Here is a 16,811-nt window from a genome sequence, read left to right as displayed (position 1 = left end):
CTCTGTCATGGCAGTCTCAGCTTTCATCATGATTTTTCTTATATTCCCATTGACCGACTATCATTTCCATAATATTTCCGAACATGGTAGCTCGGGTAATCCGTTCATTTGTAAATATCCCGATTGCCCCTTCTTTTTTGCGGATATTCGCCCTCTTGGTGAAATCGTCCATAACCGGACCAAGTTCCTCCCCATTTTCCAAGCGTTTAGCAATTCTTTCGGGGAGCGGGATTCTAGCTCCCCCGGCAATGAAGATGTCGCCATCCTTCGTAACCATTGCCCCCCAGTTGCATACAAATAATCCCCGCTCCATTTTGACGACGCCACCTTCAAGGCCAATTCCGATATCGGCATCTCTTTCGATCAGACAATTACGAGCGCGGTTCACGGCTCCATTTAAGGTTTCTTCGTCAGAAAATGGTTGGTCAGATACCTCACTTTCCACCTGGACCGAGATGACGTCTGCTTCTTTAAAAATCTCCATTACGGCCTGAACCTTAGCCGGATTTGTACTGCCTACTGCAATCTTCATATGTATGTCCTTCCCTCTATGAAAAAAAAGCTGATAGAAGGGCGTCCCCTCCATTTCAGCTTTCATTATCATCCGTTATTCTTCAATGTCTCAAATGTCGTTTTATCACAAGCACGAACCAATTTCCCAATCAATTCACGGGCAGCCGCATAATCATCAATATGGATCATCGATGCATGTGTATGAATGTAACGGGAGCAAATCCCAATTACGCCGCTCGGAATCCCATCATTGGCAATATGGACTTTCCCAGCGTCCGTTCCACCTTGGGACACAAAATATTGATAGGGGATGTCATTCGATTCTGCCGTATCGAGAATGAATTCCCTCATGCCGCGATGAGTGACCATCGTCCGGTCTAAAATACGCAATAGTGCACCCTTACCTAGCTGTCCAAATTCATTTTTGTTGCCGGACATATCATTTGCCGGGCTGGCATCCAAGGCGAAGAAGATATCCGGTTTAATCATGTGGGCAGCCGTTTGGGCGCCCCTTAATCCCACTTCTTCCTGAACCGTAGCTCCCGAATATAAAATATTCTGTAATTTTTCATCCTTCAAATCTTTCAATAGTTCAATCGCAAGGCCGCAACCATAACGATTATCCCATGCTTTCGCAAGGATTTTCTTTTCATTGGCCATCGGTGTGAAGGGACAAATCGGGACAATCTGCTGTCCAGGCTTAATTCCGATTCTTTTCGCATCTTCTTGATCATCTGCACCGATATCAATCAACATATTCTTAATATCCATAGGTTTCGAACGCTGCGATTCCTCAAGCAAATGTGGGGGGATGGAACCAATGACCCCGATTACCGGACCGTTGTCCGTGATAATTTCCACTCGTTGTGCCAAGAGGACTTGGCTCCACCATCCTCCAAGAGTCTGGAAGCGGATCATGCCATTTTCCGTAACGGAAGTGACCATGAAGCCCACTTCGTCCATATGCCCGGCCACTAGTATAGTTGGGCCTTCTGCATTTCCTCTTTTTACACCAAAGATACTTCCCAGGCCATCCTGGACGATTTCATCCGAATACTTCTCAAGCTCACTTCTCATAAAATTACGCACGGCATGCTCATTTCCAGGAGCACCCGGTAATTCCGTCAATGTTTTAAATAGTGTTAAAGTCTCATGATCCATATCTCTACCCCTTAACTCTTTTTCTTATTTATTTTACCGAACTTAGACGATAGTTACCACCTAGCATGTTTAAATTTATCAGCTAATGGGTGAAATTTCAAATCGTTAGTCAAAGAAAGAGTTCTTATGTATACTAGATAGAGTGAAGAATAAAAAGCAATGGAGGAGAAATTCATGAATTGGAAAACATTTTTATTAGGAACAGCAGCCGGTTTCGCTACAGGCTATGTCACAAAACAAATTTTGGATCAATCAACTAAGCCTTCTCCTGATAAAGTATTGGCTCAGGTAAAGGAAACCGTCAGAAAAGATGGAAGTATATATGGATCGTGGATTTTAATGAAACCTGAAAGCTATCAAAAAAATGACCTCGACTATCAAGTATACAAAGGCGGCATCACTAGAAATACCGATGGCAACCGTGAACAATTCGAGTTTGTGGCTGATGCTTCAACAGGTACGATATTAGAATTGAACGCACAACATGATTGATTAAAAAGGAGGCGATCCATATCGCCTCCCTTTTTTTGTGTTCTTATCTATTCCTTTTTAATTCATCCTTCATCTCTTTCCCAGTTCCATCCCACTTGATGGCACAATAGCTGGCATCGTGGTAAAAGCTGTACCAGGCACCATTCTCCAGACCATACTTCATCCACTTCTCTTTAGCCGAAATGGAGGTCATCGGGTAATCATCATAAGCTAAGACCCAAAGCACATTCGCATGGGCGTGTGTGGGCATGATGTCTGCCATATGAATCAGTTTGTCTTTACCGTCTTCGATCAAGATGATGGCATGTCCGTCACTATGTCCGCCCGTATGAATCATTTTAATACCTGGCGTGATTTCACATTCCCCTTCAAAGGGGTGTACGAGTTGGGCAATTGCCTCCCAGTTTTCCTTCCAATATGTACTTTTTGAACGGATGTTCGGGTATTGCATTTCATCCCATTCGATTTGAGTCGTGATGATTTCAGCACGTTCGAATACCGGTACCTCTACGTCACCCTCACGCTTCGTTAACCCGCAGGCATGGTCGAAATGCAGGTGGGTCATCAAAATGTAATCGATTTCATTCGGTTCAATTCCAAGTCGAGCCAAATCTTCAATAACCCCGGATTCTTCCGTCACACCAAAATTCCGTTTCTGCTTGTCGTTCATCTTGCCATTGCCAATCCCGGAATCTATCAGCATATTTAACCCGTTCGCTTGAACAAGTATCGGATCTGTCCGCAATTCTATCTGGTTATTTTCATTGACAGGATATTTCCTGGACCAAAGCGGTTTCGGTACAACACCAAACATCGCGCCACCATCCAAGTGAGTCACTCCGCCATTTAGCCAAGTAAGTTTAATTTCCCCTATTTGTAAAGTTTCCATTTTATCCCCTCCCCTTCCAGTTTAACACCTGCTTCCATTTATTGAAATTGATATCATGTAACTCTTTTGCAAGCGCTGTGAGGTGATAACCACCATTCAGTTACTAAGAAAAAAAACCAGGCGCCATCGCCTGGTTTTCTTTGAAATCTTATTGGAATTTGGCTTCCATACGATAAATCACATTGCCTTTACTTGAGAATTTCTCTTCATATTCCGTCATGATATTGCCTTCAAAATCACTGTTATGCAGATCAAGGCTCACATATTTCAGCAGCATGCCATATTCGGAAATGCTTTTCAAGGAAGACTCGAACAGACCCTGATTATCCGTTTTAAAGTGAATTTCTCCCTGATCCGGAAGAATGCTTTCATACGTTTCCAGGAAGGTTTTATACGTTAACCGACGCTTCGCATGACGGGATTTCGGCCATGGATCGGAGAAGTTCAAATACACGCGAGCCACGTCGCCCTTTGCAAAATAATCGGCCAGATTCGCTGCATCAACATTCAACAGCTTTAAATTTGGCACTTCTGCTTCAATAAGCAAATCCAGTGCCGCAACGATGACGCTTCTATATACTTCAATTCCAATGAAATTCACATCAGGATGGGCTTTTGCCATTTCTGTAATAAAACGGCCCTTACCCGTACCTACTTCAATATATAACGGATTATCGTTACCGAATACTTCATGCCATTTACCTTTATGGCTCACTGGCTGCTGAATCACATATTGTGGAAATTCATTCAAACGGTCTTCAGCCCAAGGTTTATTTCTTAAACGCATGATGACACCCCTATTTATATTATAATCGTTCAAACCATAACACGGGAATATGGATTCCCGCAAGTTGATTTTTCGGTTAATGGATGGCACCTTTCCCGATTGTAGAAAAAAAACTGCCGGCCATCCAGGCGGCAGTCTGCGATTATCATGTATAAAACTTTTTGCAACACACACCATAATCATGAGAACCTTTGATTTTACTATTTGAAAGGAGAGATAGCTATGCCACTTTCCCATGAAAACCAATTAAATCTGTTAAAGGATATCCTGTACAACCAAAACACGGACTCCAGTGGTTCCGTTGCTGAATGTGAACAGGTTGAAAGACTGGTCAAATCATTGATGATCAATGCGGATATTGATCAAAATGTAAAAACGATACTGAAAGAAATATACCAATACAGTCAAAGGGGCATCGGATCCCCAGACTTGGAAGCACATATTACTTCCCATCAGGACAACTTGTCCCAATGGGTCGATGACATCGATCAATTTAATTAATCGACCATTAGAAGGGCTTCCAGTTTCGTTAGTAAATCATCTCTTTCTTGATAACGTTCTCTGTCATGATGCCATTGGATGGAAAGCACCAGTTGGGAAACTGTATGCCATTTCATCCTCATCTCCAAGCCTGCATCAAGTTTCTTACCATAGCGGGCTAACCACTGTCCCCACTCACTGCGTGGAACATAAGAATAAAGCAAAATGCCCAGATCGATGGCTGGATCAGCGATTACCGGCCCATCCCAATCAATTAAAAACAAGCCATCGTTTTCGGTCATAAGCCAATTATTATGGTTTACATCACCATGGCACACGACTTTTTCATCGCAGTCAATCAATAGTAGATTGTTCTCTAGAAAATGAACAGCGTGTTTAATAATCAGAAGGTTCATTACTTCTGTAGATAATCCGTCTTCTATGTCTGTAAGTATACTTTCAGGTCGTAAAGGATTTTTACCAAGCCTTTTAAGCATGCTTAATAAAGGGTCGGATTGATGTATTTTCTGAAGCAGTTTGGCAACCCTTTCTTTGGCCATTTCTGCTTGAGTTAGCTCCCTACCTTCCATCCAATGCTGGGCCGTAATTACATCGCCATTTGCGAGGCGTTTTGTCCACACTAATTTCGGAACAATGCCCTCAGCTGAAAGAACAGCTAAAAATGGCGATGAATTTCGTTTCAGGAACAGCTTTTGCCCGTCTTTCTCGGCAATAAAAGCTTCTCCTGTAGCTCCTCCAGCAGGGGATATATCCCACTCCTGACCTAATAAATGTTCCAACTGGCTCACCTTCGATTTCCTCGCTTAATCATACAAATGTAAGTACGTTCACCTAGTGTATGTAATACCACTAACTAATGTTTATTAAAAAGCCCGCCACCTGGCAAAGCTGCATGTATACGTGCATCGGAATCAGATTCCGTAATTAAAAACATCATCTGTTTTATAAGAAAATAAAAAATAGCTATTGAGCAATCTTACAATAGCCATAAATTAAATTTTAGTTGAAAAATGGTTTCTTCGTCAAGTACTATAAAACGATTATACTCATAAAACAAGTACAAAGGAATCATTTCCAAACGCCTAACCATCAGCGACCCTTGAACATGACACAAATTTTCTCCTTCAAGACCCTTACTTCTACCTCATCCATCCCCACATTTTCTCCGTCTGCCTGAACTTTGGCAGCCCGAAAATCCTTAACGGATATCACGTTTCCAGAAAAAGAATCCACATTTTTGATATTGAGGTGACCTCCCCATAAAACAGTCAAAAACACCGTCAATACTTTCAAAAGCGAAAGGTCATGAACTGCGAGTACTTCAAATATGCCATCATCTAGCTTTGACTTTGGGGAAATTTTCATCCCGCCTCCAAAATAAGGCTGGTTTGCGATGACAATGAACCATACTTTTTCGAACCTGCGCCTTTTCCCATCAATCGTCAATTCCATAGGGCCCGGTTTATATGTAAATAATTTTCTAATGAAAATGAATAGATAGATTAATTTACCCGCTTTGAGAAAGTTAAACCATTTTTTAAGAGGGGACCGGTCCACTTCATAGGTAATTTCGGCATCAATCCCTATCCCTATGCTATTCATAAAATATCCGGTATGACCTTTTGTCTTGTACTGTCCGATGTCCAAGCTCTTGCTGACATCACAGAAAAATAGAGAAAGGGCTTCTTCGAGGTCTGTCGTTTTCTGTACCCCTCTTACATAATCATTGCCGGAGCCTCCTGGGATGGAGCCAATGACTGCATGAGGAAATGCTGCCGCGCCATTTATGACTTCGTGTAAGGTTCCATCTCCTCCAACCGCTATAATCCTTGTTTTCTGATTTGTTTGCATGAGAATCTCTTTCGTCCATCTTAGGGCTTGCCCTTTTGCTTCTGTGAAAAAGACCTCATAGGAAACATTTTCGGATATCAGTATGTCTTCGGCTTTTTCCCATATAATCATGCTCCCCTTATTTCCAGCCACTGGATTCACTATGAAATAAATGGTTTCATTTAGGTTCTGCATGCTCATTTCCCTCTGGTTGTTGTTGATCAGCATCCCATTCCGGTCGCATGCTTGAAGTCGTTTGGCAATAATCCAGCAACGCCTGCGCCCCTTTTAATTGTTGCGCCTTAAGCGGAGATGAAATGGACCGCATCTTGTCAAACCATTCTGGGAAACGCCGTTTATCCAAAAGGTCGATGTCATATGGAGTCTCCGGGTAATCCACATAGCCATTCCGGGAAAGGACCACCTTTTTAATCGGCAAATTCACCTCGTATAGCTCAAATAACTGAGTAACGATACTTCCCATCCGGTTAACGGCCAAGAAAGGATTGAGAACTTTTTTGTCCGGATACTTATGATGCCGGCGTAGCCAAAAGCGATCGCTCGATCCAATAAAGGCCGCATCCTCTTCCGCTTCCAAAAAAGTAATGCACCAAGCATCGACCGGCGTTAATAAAATGACGTCGACTTCGATAGGAGCATTTTTCAACAGAAAAATAGGTTTATATAAGACTAGAAATGTGTCGGGAAAACGCTGCAGGAAAAAGCGGAGTTTTTCTTCTAGAAAGAATGACTGGTCCACATATGACTTTTCACGAAGCGTCGAGCTGCCCCATTTCATTTGAAAACGAAGTAACTGGTTTAAGAAATTCTGTTTAAGCTCATCCAAATTGGCTGGATTCGCCGGAACTCTTAGAGAAAAGACATTATGATTGATCACCGGATTCGGGATATGTATGTCTTCGACGGCTTTCTCTTGGTTGTTCGATCGGTTGAATAACCCTTTTACTTTACGGAAGATCCCCTTTGGATCTTCCTCTGCGGTATCATTTTTGAACAGAGTTTGCTCTTCCGCTGGTTGACTGTACAAATTCTCTAGCTCACCTGCGTGATAGGCAGCCTGCAGTTTATCCCACTGCTGTTTTTTTAACTTTGCAAATTGTGACGGATATCGATAAATATCCTGCTCATACCGGGAAATGTAATCCTGTATTTTTATGAGCTGTGCCATTCGACCACCACCCATCTTCCTCTATTATTTAAGATTTATTGTATAGACCGGTTCGTATGAAGGGGACGCTCCAAGATGTGTCTGATAGAGAGCAATTTGGGAAGCTTGAAACCTTTTCTCCTCCGGGTTTACTAGCTGACGGACTTTGTTGATAGAAAAAGTTGGCTCACCCTCGAATTTCCTGGCCAATGTAATATGCGGTTTAAATGGTTTTTTGTCCAGTTCAAAGCCCGCCTGTTTACATGATTCATATATTTTCTTCTGGATGGCGTTTAGCCTTTCCTCCTGCTTGACGCCTGCCCACAAAATACGGGGGCTTTCTTTTTTGCCAAAAACATCGATTCCATCAATATCAAGTTCAAAGGCCTGTTCATTGGCGAGTGAGTGTTTTATTAACTCCAATGCCTCTTCTTTCATTGTAGCTTCGGCATTTCCCAGAAATGCCATTGTAATATGATAATCGGCTGGATGTAACCATTTCTTAAATGGAAACGTGGATTTCAGTTCATCTGTCTGGGTATGTAAATGACGCTTAATAGAATCTGGCAGTACTAAAGCAAAGAAAAAATGAGTATTCATCGGACACAAACATCCCTTTCTATTTTCTATATGATTTTACCATAATTCAAATGCATAAACTTTCCTGTTAGCTTCAAACATCGCACGCGGACCCCCTTCTCATTCTCCCCCCTTCCCTCTTCTTCATGCCATTTTATGACTGAAACAAATCCTATATTATATTCTAATACCCCGCTCTGGGCTTTCATAGAAAGAGCAAAGGGAAGGACCATCAGCTGGTCCTTCCCTTTGCTTTATTCGGTATGAATGGCATTAGCCAAGAAGTGTCTCATATAGCAAGAACAGGTTCAGCCCGATAATAAGGAAAGCGATGATCCAGGCACAGCCCGAAGTCAATTTGTGATTGACTAGATTCCCCATGATTTTCTTATCACTTGTAAACTTGATGAGTGGAATGAGCGCAAAGGCGATACCAAATGATAGTACGACTTGACTCATTACGAGCGCTTTGGACGGATTCACTCCCATCAAAATGATCACTAATGGAGGAATCGTCGTGATCAGCCTTCTCAAATAAATTGGGATATGCCTTTTAATGAATCCCTGCATGACCACATCTCCTGTGAGCATACCGACGGACGAGCTAGATAGACCGGCAAACAATAGGCCGATTCCAAAAAACATGGCAACAGATGGCCCCAGCATCAAGGCAAATTGGTCATAGGCCACATCCAAATCCTCTACAAGCACCCCACTTTTATGAAACAGCGCTGCCGAAACCACTAGCATGGCAGCATTGATGGCACCCGCTATGAGCATGGCAATGACGATATCGATAAACTCAAAACGAAAAATTTGTTTTCGTTCTAATTCGTTCTTCCCAACGATTCGCTTTTGCGTTAGAGAAGAATGTAAGTATATCGCATGTGGCATGACAGTCGCTCCAAGCATCCCAGCTGATAATAAAATGCTATCGACTCCTTCGAATTTGGGGGTTAGAAGGCCCATAAGGAGCTCTGAGGTATCCGGTTTCGCATAAAAGACTTGAGCCCCAAAAGCAAGCACCACAACGAATATCATCCCAGTGATCAACGCTTCGAATGTACGATACCCTCTTCGCTGAAACTCTAAAATGGCAAATGACCCGATTGCTGCAATAATCGCAGAAGTGATCAGCGGAAGATCAAATAGTAAATAAATCCCCAGTGCCGCTCCGATGAACTCGGCTAAATCAGTCGCCATAATGACGATTTCAGCTTGAATCCATAATAAGAACGAAGACTTTTTGGAAAATGTCTCACGGCATAGTTCAGGTAGGTTTTTCCCTGTTGCTATTCCTAATTTTGCAGACAAGGACTGTATCAAGACCGCCATTAAATTGGACGCAAGAATAACCCATAATAACGTATAGCCATATTTCGAACCCGCGGCAATGTTCGTAGCGTAATTCCCTGGATCAATATAAGCCACGGCGGCAATAAAAGCTGGCCCTAAAAAGGGGAGTAGCTTTTTGAATCCTCTTGTATCTCCATGTAAAGAAGACATACACTTCAGCTCCTTTTTTTATACACGACTTAAAAAGTTGCACAAGGTAAACTTTTGATATGAAAAGTATATGCCTGAAGTTTGCAAAATGTCAAAACGAATGCTTAATAAAAATGAATGTATAGGATGCAGGGGTATGTCGCGTATCGAAAATGCACACATAAAAATCCCCCTGACTCCAATCTGGCAGGGGGATTTGGAAGTTATTCAGTTAGACTACCACATTGCCGTTCAATTTCCTCAACAAACAATTTTTGCAGTCGGACTGTGACTTCACCTGATTTTCCATCCGCAATCAATTGACCATCGATTGCGGTAATCGGTGTGACTTCAACGCCTGTACTAGTATACAGAACTTCATCTGCATTCATCATGTCCGAGAGGGTGAAGGGTTCTTCGACATAAGAGATGCCATTATCGTTGCACAGCTTAAGTAGGATCTGGCGGGTAATCCCGTTCAGGATCAGGTTCGTTGCCGGGTGCGTCTTCAGCGTACCCTTCACGATGATCGCCACATTGGATGAACTTCCCTCCGTAACTGTTCCATCCCGATGTTGAATCGCTTCTCCACAGCCCGCTTCAACGGCTTGCTGCTTAGCCAATATATTACCCAGCAAATTCAAGCTCTTGATGTTGCAACGTAACCAACGGATATCCTCGACCGTGACAGCTTTGACCGCTGGCTTACTTCCCGTATAAGGCATATCCTTGGTATAAGCAACAAAGACAGGATCCACTTTACCTACTGGAAATGCGTGATTACGGGGCGAAATGCCTCTCGTCAATTGCATGTAGACGATGCCATACTCCAGATTCTCTGAAGCAATTAGTTCTTTTGTCTTCTCCTTGATTTCTGCCACTGTAAAAGGGACCTTCAGTTGAATCAATTTCGCGCTGTCCATGAGTCGGTTTAGATGCATGTCAGCTGCAAATAGTTTTCCGTTATAAACACGGATGACTTCATAAACACCATCTCCAAACTGGTATCCTCGATCCTCGACATCTATCTGAATGGCAGACCGGTCTTTCATTTCACCGTTAAAAATGATCTTCCCCATGTCTTACTCCTTCTTAAACTCTTATTTGGCTAGTTCATGAATAGCACGGGCATAAATGGCCGTTGCCTTCAGCATATCTTCAATGTCGATATATTCATCCTTTTGGTGCGCGATGTCCTCACTGCCTGGGAATAGGGGACCGAATGCAACACCTTCCTTCAATGAACGGGCATATGTTCCGCCACCGATGGAAAGGAGTTCCGCTTGTTCGCCCGTTTCCGCTTCATACACTTCTTGGAGCGTCTTGATTAAGAAGCTATCGCTATTCACATAGTGAGGCGTTGAAAGCGAATTGGATTCCAAACGTAGATTATATGTGGAAAGCTTTTGTTCTAACGCTTCTTTTTGCTTTTCCCATTCATATGTAACCGGGTAACGCATACTAAAGCCGATGGAGCTATCACCTTGTTTAGAATAGTTGAATGTGCCCGCATTGATTGTCAATTCGCCTGTTTGTTCATCGGTATACGCGACACCCAATTTATTTCCACGGGAATCCTCGAACAGATAATCCTTAATGAAAGTGAAATAGGATTTCGCATGGGGATCTAGTGATAAGTCCGCCAAGAACATAGCTAAATGCAGACCCGCATTGACTCCATTTTTCGGTTCCATCGCATGTGCTGAAACGCCATTCAGTTCGAGAAGAACTTGATTCTTTTGTGGCACGGCCTGTCCGTTCAGCGAATACCTTTTCAAATAGTTCTCGTAGGTTGCCACGATTTCAGCAGGGTTGGCCGCTTCCACAATGGCCGTTGCGAAATCAGGTACCATGTTCGTTCTTCTGCCTGAAGAAAATTCCATTACATTCACCTCTGAATTCGTTCCAGGGCCTGCATCTGCTTGCTGAATGATGGAAAAATCCCAAATCCCTTTTTCCGCACTGATGATGGGGAAATCTGCATCCGGTGCAAAGCCCATGGATGGCATTTCCTCCACTTCGAAATAACGATCGACACAACGCCAATCTGATTCCTCATCCGTACCAATGATCATTCGAACACGCTTGTTCAATGGCTTGCCAAGCTCGCGGACAAGTTTCATGGCATGATAAGCGGCCATCGTCGGCCCTTTATCATCAATCGCCCCACGCGCATAGATGCGTCCATTGCGGATTTCAGCACCAAATGGGTCTGAGCTCCATCCATCTCCTTCAGGAACGACATCGACATGACATAGGATCCCGATTAATTCTTCACCCTCACCCATTTCGATATGTCCGGCAACATTATCGACATTTTTCACGGTGAAACCGTCTTTTTTCGCTAACTGAAGCATATAATCCAATGCTTCTTTGACTCCTTCGCCAAATGGAGCCTCCTCTGTTGCTTGACTCTCATCCAATACACTTTTAATCTTCAACAAGTTCTGTGTATCGACCAAAAGGTCCATTTTTCTTTTTTCCACTTCTTCGCGCCAATTCAATTCACTCAAATTATGACAACTCCCTTTTTCAGATATTTTTCATTTTATCACTATTTCTATATTTATCGCCAAGTGTTGAGACCATTCTTTCTTATTCCCGTAATTTGACGGCCATAAAACAGGTATATGATTCAATGGTTCCACTCATAAAAAATAGATCCGCTTCCATGAACAGAACGGATCTCCATCATCTATAAAAGAACTTCTCTTTCTGTAAGGCAAGGTCCATTATCACTTAAGTTAAAACACCAATGAAATAGCCAACAGCCGTAAACACCAAGCACCAACTGAATGCCCCTACACCTGCAAAGATAAAATATTTCCGTTTACCCATTCCATTCATTCCAGAAAAATAACTGGCAAAATGGCGGATGCCCGGAATGAAATAGGCGATGATAAGGGTCCACGGTCCGTATTTATTAAACCATCTCTCAAGATTCTCGAGCCTTGTGGGCGTCATCCGAATCCATTTCCCATGTTTTCTTAAAAAAGGCTTGCCAATCTTTTTGCCTATGAAATAACTGATGAGCATCCCTGAAATCGAACCTAGAAAACTGACAAAGAAGGCACCTTGTACATTCAAAACAGATATCGACGCCAAATACCCCACAAACGTCATCATAAATTCATCGGGTACCGGCAAACCAATGATCCCCAACGCCAGAAGTCCATATATCGCAAAATAACCATAGTTTGAAATTAACTCTTTTACCATGTCCATTCTTCGTACTCCATCTCAGACGCCCTATGTAAGAAGTAATCCAATTTCGGTACGGGTCTGGGTAACGTGATTACTTCTACCTTATAGAATAACCCAATTTAACCCATATGAGTGGTTTTTCTTAAAAAAACTTCAAAATACGCAGATAAATTTCCTTTTTACGCTTATCCAGCCGAATTGAATTATAATGGGAGGAAAAGGAAAAAGGGTGGGGACTTATGCTTATCAACAAAGTTAAACTCGCTTCGAATTCATTTGCAAAAACAAAAGCTTTTTATCTGAACCGGCTCGGGGCCACTTTGCTTAGGGAGACGCCAGATAGCTTTTCAATAAAGATAGGAGCAAGTGAACTAAGTTTCACTGAAACCAATAGCGGTAGCAAGCCATTCTATCATTTGGCCTTCAACATCCCTTCCAATCAATTTCAGGAAGCGAAGAGATGGATTAAGGCACTCACTCCTTTAAATACGGAAGATGGGGATGACGAGGTATACTTCAGTCATATCAACGCCCATTCGCTTTATTTCACTGACCCTAACGGCAACATTGTCGAGTTGATTGCAAGACACTCCATCTCACCCGAGAGTAATGAGCCCTTTTCCATGGATTCTTTATTGGCCATTGGAGAAATCAATGTAACGACAGGCGATATTGATGGGGTGGGTCAGAAACTGATTGACGTAAATATCCCAATTCGGGATCATGAGGCCCTGAATCCTGATGGCCTTACTTTCATGGGTAGTGATGGGGCGTTCTTGTTATTAGGCAAACCAGGACGACGGTGGTTTTTTTCAGAACAATATGCCGAAATCCACCCGCTCACGATAGAAGTCGATTTCAAGACAGAGATCACCCAAGATGGTACAGGCGACATCCATGTTTCTCCACTAAACGAAAAACGGACTCGATAATCGAGTCCGTTCGTTTTATTCTACCAATTTAAATTCCTTGATAGGCCAATACACCAAATTCGCTTTACCTACTATTTCATCTACGGACACGGGTCCGATTTCACGGCTGTCCAAACTATTCTGGCGGTTGTCGCCCATCACGAACAACTGATCGTCCGGTACCGTCATGCTACCTGATACTTCCTCAAGCTTGAAAGAACCAGTCAGTGGCTCCCCACCCATGTCTTCTTTATATTCATCTAAATAGGGCTCATCATATTTTTTTCCATTAATATAAAGGATGTCATCCTTATATTCAATATGATCACCTGGCAGACCAATCACCCGTTTTATATAATCTTTATCTTCCGTAGCGTGGAAGACGACGATATCAAATCGGTCGATGCTACCAATACTCGTGCCAAACTTAGTCAGTACGATTCTTTCGTGATCTTGTAAAGTCGGCATCATGGATTCCCCATCCACGACTATTGGTGCAAAAATATATGTTCGAATCAGGAATGCCAATATAACTGCAATTCCAATCGCTTTAACCCATGAAAAAACCTCTTTGCTTTTTTCCAATTGAAGTCCCTCTCTCTTGTGTTTTAGTCTAGCCATTATATCATAGTAAAATTATAATCACTTCATATAAATAACCACATTTCCCTAATTATACTTGGAATATTCGTCACTGCGGGTGGATTATCCTTTTTCGTGGTTGAATGATGAAAATTATTTTCTGATTCGCTTCATTACATTCGCCATATTAGTCAAGAAGCGCATTCGATATTTGAAATCGAATGCGCTTCTTAACTGGAGTTGGGTACTCATTATCCGAGCCTATTGTCAGCTTCGACCTCTTCGGTGCTAATGAATCTTGGCTTCCTTGCCAGACACATAATCCCCGGTATGATAAAAAAGATGAGGGGCCACAAATGAAATATTGTAAGAATGCCAGTAATGATGAATAAGATTCCAGCCGCTTTCACGTTGCCTTTTTTCAGTAGAATAATGGCTATCAATCCACCTAGCAAGGCCAATGATAAAGATACAATTCCAACCCATACCAATACATTGAATAGTTGTAACGTCATTTCCATATCAGTGGCCGCCATCTCCATATCTGGACCTAATGAGTCTTCAATCACTTCCGTAAGGTCGACCGTACTGACGTAGACAGTCGTGATGATTCCGATTATTAAAGAAATCATTGCGATAGATACGCCTATAATGCTTAACACAAATTCCCCTGTACGTTTCATAATAAGTCCTCCCAAGAAAAAGTTACTTAAGATTCACTACCCCATTTCGGTAGGGATTAAAGATTGTTAGGCAATTTTAGGCCCTAATTCTTACTCTTTCTCTTTATTTATTCCTCCATTTGATTCTTGCTGCTTCTTTTCTATGTCCGAAATTCCCTTCGTGTGTTTTTGAAAAAAACGAATAAGCTTCACGACCATAACAACCAGCAATACAAGAAGTCCAAGGAAAAATAATTGCCACAACACATCACCAACAGTCCATTCCATGTTAGACTCCCCCATGCCCTTCGGTTAACAGCTCAATAGCTTTCCTCCATCTTCCTACTTCGTTAAATTGCCTTGATAAAACTTCACCAGCTCAACCATCGCACTGCCCATCCGTTGATCTTCTGGATAGATGACCCGGCCGATTCCTTCCTCGATGATGACCTGTGCCGTCACTTTTCCGACAGCAAGGGCCACGACTTCCGAATCAAAGCGATTGATCAAATGACTTTCCACACCTAGGTCACGGGCAAACCTCATTAAATTGCGCGGCTGTGGAGCACTTGTAAACATCACCGCATCTATTTTCCCATCGAGTATTTCCTGAATTAATAGAGTCATCGTTTCTGTTTCCGGTGCAACATGTTCATAGGGCAATATTTCTTTATGCTCGATGTGCTGTTCATCCAACCAGTTCATCAGAAGCGGCGCCGGATCTCCGTGCAGCTGCAATGCAACTTTCACATTTCCGGACAGTTGTCCCTCAAGATTACGCACCAATCCTGCCATACTGCCATCATCGTCACGGACGGCCGATTCCAGCCCAAGCTTCTTAAGCAGATTTTTCGTTTTATACCCCCGAACGGCTATTTTCATCTTTTGCAAAGCTTCGATAAAACGGTCTCCCGCTTCCATTCTTACAGCCGTATTATATAAAAGTTCCGTACCCACTCCCGTCGTGAGAATGATCCAGTCAAACTCTCCTTCCATTAAACGGGTCACATCTTCCTCAAGATGAGAATCATTTAGATACACCGTTCCTTGTGCGGACCGGACAAGCGGGATGCCCCCTAGATTATGAACAATTTTACTGAGTTCTTCCGTTTTCCTTGCTCCCAATAGAGCAATGGTTCTGCCATTAAGCTTACTCATTCATGACCCCTCCATGTATGTTCCACTGTTTTCTCCCCTCATTATACAAATTTTCAATCTATTAAACTATAAAACAATGAGCTTCTGTATCCCTTCTCTTAATCAAACCTAAAAAAGGAGACTCAACATCCCGAGTCTCCTACTGCTTTTCAACTCTTTATTTTTCCGGCACGCCGCAAGAACCATCCGTGCATGCATCCCCTGTACCACTTACCATTTGCAATGGGTTTTCCTCTGCCCAAACCTTCCTCAACGTATCTAGAAACGCCTCAGGAGGCTGAGCACCGGAAATGCCATACTTGCGATTGATCACGTAGAATGGGACACCTGTTATCCCGAGCAAGCTTCCTTCTTGTTCGTTGCCCCTTACTTCTGCCGTGAACGCCGTGCCCGTTAACATACTTTCCACTTCTGACTTTTCCAGACCGACTTCTTCAGCTACATTCGCCAATGTGGCATGGTCACCGATATGCTTACCTTCCGTGAAGTACGCTTTGAAAAGCCGTTCATTCATTTCTTTCCCTTTTCCTTTTGATTCAGCAAAGTGCATCAAGCGGTGGGCATCAAAAGAATTCGTCAAGACGACTTTATCTAAATGATATTCAAGCCCCAACTCTGCAGCTTGTTGAGTCATATTTTGGCTGTTAGCTTCCACTTGGGCCTGCGACATGCCATATTTCTTCGCCAACATTTCATTTTGGCTCATATTGATATCCCGTTCCGCTTCCGGATTTAACTCAAAACTGCGGAATTCAACCTCTACCTGATCCTTATGTTCAAACTGGCTCAAGGCTTCCTCGAACCGACGCTTTCCAATATAACAAAACGGACATTGATAATCCGACCAAATTTCTACCTTCATCTAAAAAACCTCCTCTGAATCAAATGC

The 16,811-nt window shown here is 42.7% G+C and carries 20 protein-coding genes; 3 read left to right on the top strand and 17 right to left on the bottom strand.

Annotated features, from left to right (window positions below; all coding sequences use genetic code 11):
* Positions 1-16: 16 nt before the first annotated feature.
* A complete protein-coding gene (locus tag ACQKL5_RS19485; protein ID WP_427610524.1) occupies positions 17-532 on the bottom strand; it encodes a DUF84 family protein in 516 nt (171 codons plus the stop codon).
* Positions 533-600: 68 nt separating this feature from the next.
* Positions 601-1,674 (bottom strand): M42 family metallopeptidase, encoded by a 1,074-nt coding sequence (locus ACQKL5_RS19480; protein WP_427610523.1) that lies wholly within the window; start codon positions 1,672-1,674, stop codon positions 601-603.
* 174 nt (positions 1,675-1,848) lie between these two features.
* On the opposite strand from ACQKL5_RS19480, the gene ACQKL5_RS19475 reads away from it, so the two are divergent.
* Entirely contained in the window at positions 1,849-2,166 is a 318-nt protein-coding gene (locus tag ACQKL5_RS19475) for a PepSY domain-containing protein (protein ID WP_427610522.1), read from the top strand.
* Between the two features lie 43 nt (positions 2,167-2,209).
* On the opposite strand, the gene ACQKL5_RS19470 is transcribed toward ACQKL5_RS19475, so the two are convergent.
* On the bottom strand, positions 2,210-3,055 hold the full coding sequence (locus ACQKL5_RS19470) for a YtnP family quorum-quenching lactonase (protein ID WP_427610521.1): 846 nt from the start codon (positions 3,053-3,055) through the stop codon (positions 2,210-2,212).
* Between the two features lie 148 nt (positions 3,056-3,203).
* Positions 3,204-3,842, bottom strand: a complete 639-nt coding sequence (trmB, locus tag ACQKL5_RS19465; protein ID WP_427610520.1) for a tRNA (guanosine(46)-N7)-methyltransferase TrmB — start codon at positions 3,840-3,842, stop codon at positions 3,204-3,206.
* Between the two features lie 222 nt (positions 3,843-4,064).
* Here trmB and ACQKL5_RS19460 point away from each other — a divergent pair, with 222 nt between their 5' ends.
* Positions 4,065-4,343 (top strand): YtzH-like family protein, encoded by a 279-nt coding sequence (locus tag ACQKL5_RS19460; RefSeq protein WP_427610519.1) that lies wholly within the window; start codon positions 4,065-4,067, stop codon positions 4,341-4,343.
* Here ACQKL5_RS19460 and ACQKL5_RS19455 read toward each other — a convergent pair.
* The 8 genes from ACQKL5_RS19455 to ACQKL5_RS19420 form a co-directional block, all read right to left on the bottom strand.
* Complete coding sequence (locus ACQKL5_RS19455) at positions 4,340-5,122, bottom strand: phosphotransferase (RefSeq protein WP_427610518.1); 783 nt, start codon at positions 5,120-5,122, stop codon at positions 4,340-4,342. The two genes, ACQKL5_RS19460 and ACQKL5_RS19455, sit on opposite strands and share 4 nt — an antisense overlap.
* 310 nt (positions 5,123-5,432) lie before the next feature.
* On the bottom strand, positions 5,433-6,368 hold the full coding sequence (locus ACQKL5_RS19450; RefSeq protein WP_427610517.1) for a diacylglycerol/lipid kinase family protein: 936 nt from the start codon (positions 6,366-6,368) through the stop codon (positions 5,433-5,435).
* On the bottom strand, positions 6,352-7,362 hold the full coding sequence (locus ACQKL5_RS19445) for an NERD domain-containing protein (protein WP_427610516.1): 1,011 nt from the start codon (positions 7,360-7,362) through the stop codon (positions 6,352-6,354). Before ACQKL5_RS19445 ends, ACQKL5_RS19450 begins: the two co-directional genes overlap by 17 nt.
* A gap of 24 nt (positions 7,363-7,386) precedes the next feature.
* Entirely contained in the window at positions 7,387-7,941 is a 555-nt protein-coding gene (gene thpR / locus ACQKL5_RS19440; RefSeq protein ID WP_427610515.1) for an RNA 2',3'-cyclic phosphodiesterase, read from the bottom strand.
* Between the two features lie 252 nt (positions 7,942-8,193).
* Entirely contained in the window at positions 8,194-9,426 is a 1,233-nt protein-coding gene (locus tag ACQKL5_RS19435; RefSeq protein WP_427610514.1) for an Nramp family divalent metal transporter, read from the bottom strand.
* Positions 9,427-9,629: 203 nt separating this feature from the next.
* Positions 9,630-10,484: a D-amino-acid transaminase gene (gene dat / locus ACQKL5_RS19430; protein WP_427610513.1), complete on the bottom strand. Its 855-nt coding sequence runs from the start codon at positions 10,482-10,484 to the stop codon at positions 9,630-9,632.
* Positions 10,485-10,505: 21 nt separating this feature from the next.
* Positions 10,506-11,918 carry a dipeptidase PepV gene (pepV, locus tag ACQKL5_RS19425; RefSeq protein ID WP_427610512.1) on the bottom strand — a complete coding sequence of 471 codons (1,413 nt, stop codon included), beginning with the start codon at positions 11,916-11,918 and terminating at the stop codon, positions 10,506-10,508.
* A 226-nt stretch (positions 11,919-12,144) separates the two neighbouring features.
* On the bottom strand, positions 12,145-12,630 hold the full coding sequence (locus ACQKL5_RS19420) for a DedA family protein (protein WP_427610511.1): 486 nt from the start codon (positions 12,628-12,630) through the stop codon (positions 12,145-12,147).
* A gap of 218 nt (positions 12,631-12,848) precedes the next feature.
* On the opposite strand from ACQKL5_RS19420, the gene ACQKL5_RS19415 reads away from it, so the two are divergent.
* Entirely contained in the window at positions 12,849-13,541 is a 693-nt protein-coding gene (locus tag ACQKL5_RS19415) for a VOC family protein (RefSeq protein ID WP_427610510.1), read from the top strand.
* 15 nt (positions 13,542-13,556) lie between these two features.
* On the opposite strand, the gene lepB is transcribed toward ACQKL5_RS19415, so the two are convergent.
* The 5 genes from lepB to ACQKL5_RS19390 all read right to left on the bottom strand — a co-directional run bounded on the left by lepB (position 13,557) and on the right by ACQKL5_RS19390 (position 16,784).
* Positions 13,557-14,105 carry a signal peptidase I gene (gene lepB, locus ACQKL5_RS19410; RefSeq protein WP_427610509.1) on the bottom strand — a complete coding sequence of 183 codons (549 nt, stop codon included), beginning with the start codon at positions 14,103-14,105 and terminating at the stop codon, positions 13,557-13,559.
* A 248-nt stretch (positions 14,106-14,353) separates the two neighbouring features.
* Positions 14,354-14,785 (bottom strand): DUF4064 domain-containing protein, encoded by a 432-nt coding sequence (locus ACQKL5_RS19405; RefSeq protein ID WP_427610508.1) that lies wholly within the window; start codon positions 14,783-14,785, stop codon positions 14,354-14,356.
* A gap of 90 nt (positions 14,786-14,875) precedes the next feature.
* On the bottom strand, positions 14,876-15,052 hold the full coding sequence (locus ACQKL5_RS19400) for a DUF4083 domain-containing protein (RefSeq protein ID WP_427610507.1): 177 nt from the start codon (positions 15,050-15,052) through the stop codon (positions 14,876-14,878).
* Positions 15,053-15,106: 54 nt separating this feature from the next.
* Positions 15,107-15,922: a uroporphyrinogen-III synthase gene (locus ACQKL5_RS19395; protein WP_427610506.1), complete on the bottom strand. Its 816-nt coding sequence runs from the start codon at positions 15,920-15,922 to the stop codon at positions 15,107-15,109.
* A 157-nt stretch (positions 15,923-16,079) separates the two neighbouring features.
* On the bottom strand, positions 16,080-16,784 hold the full coding sequence (locus ACQKL5_RS19390) for a DsbA family oxidoreductase (RefSeq protein ID WP_427610505.1): 705 nt from the start codon (positions 16,782-16,784) through the stop codon (positions 16,080-16,082).
* Between the last annotated feature and the right edge of the window lie 27 nt (positions 16,785-16,811).

Source organism: Peribacillus sp. NPDC097675 (assembly GCF_050277655.1).
GTDB lineage: Bacteria > Bacillota > Bacilli > Bacillales > DSM-1321 > Peribacillus.
Note: the sequence above shows the minus strand (reverse complement) of the source record. Positions and strands in the feature narration are given on the sequence as shown.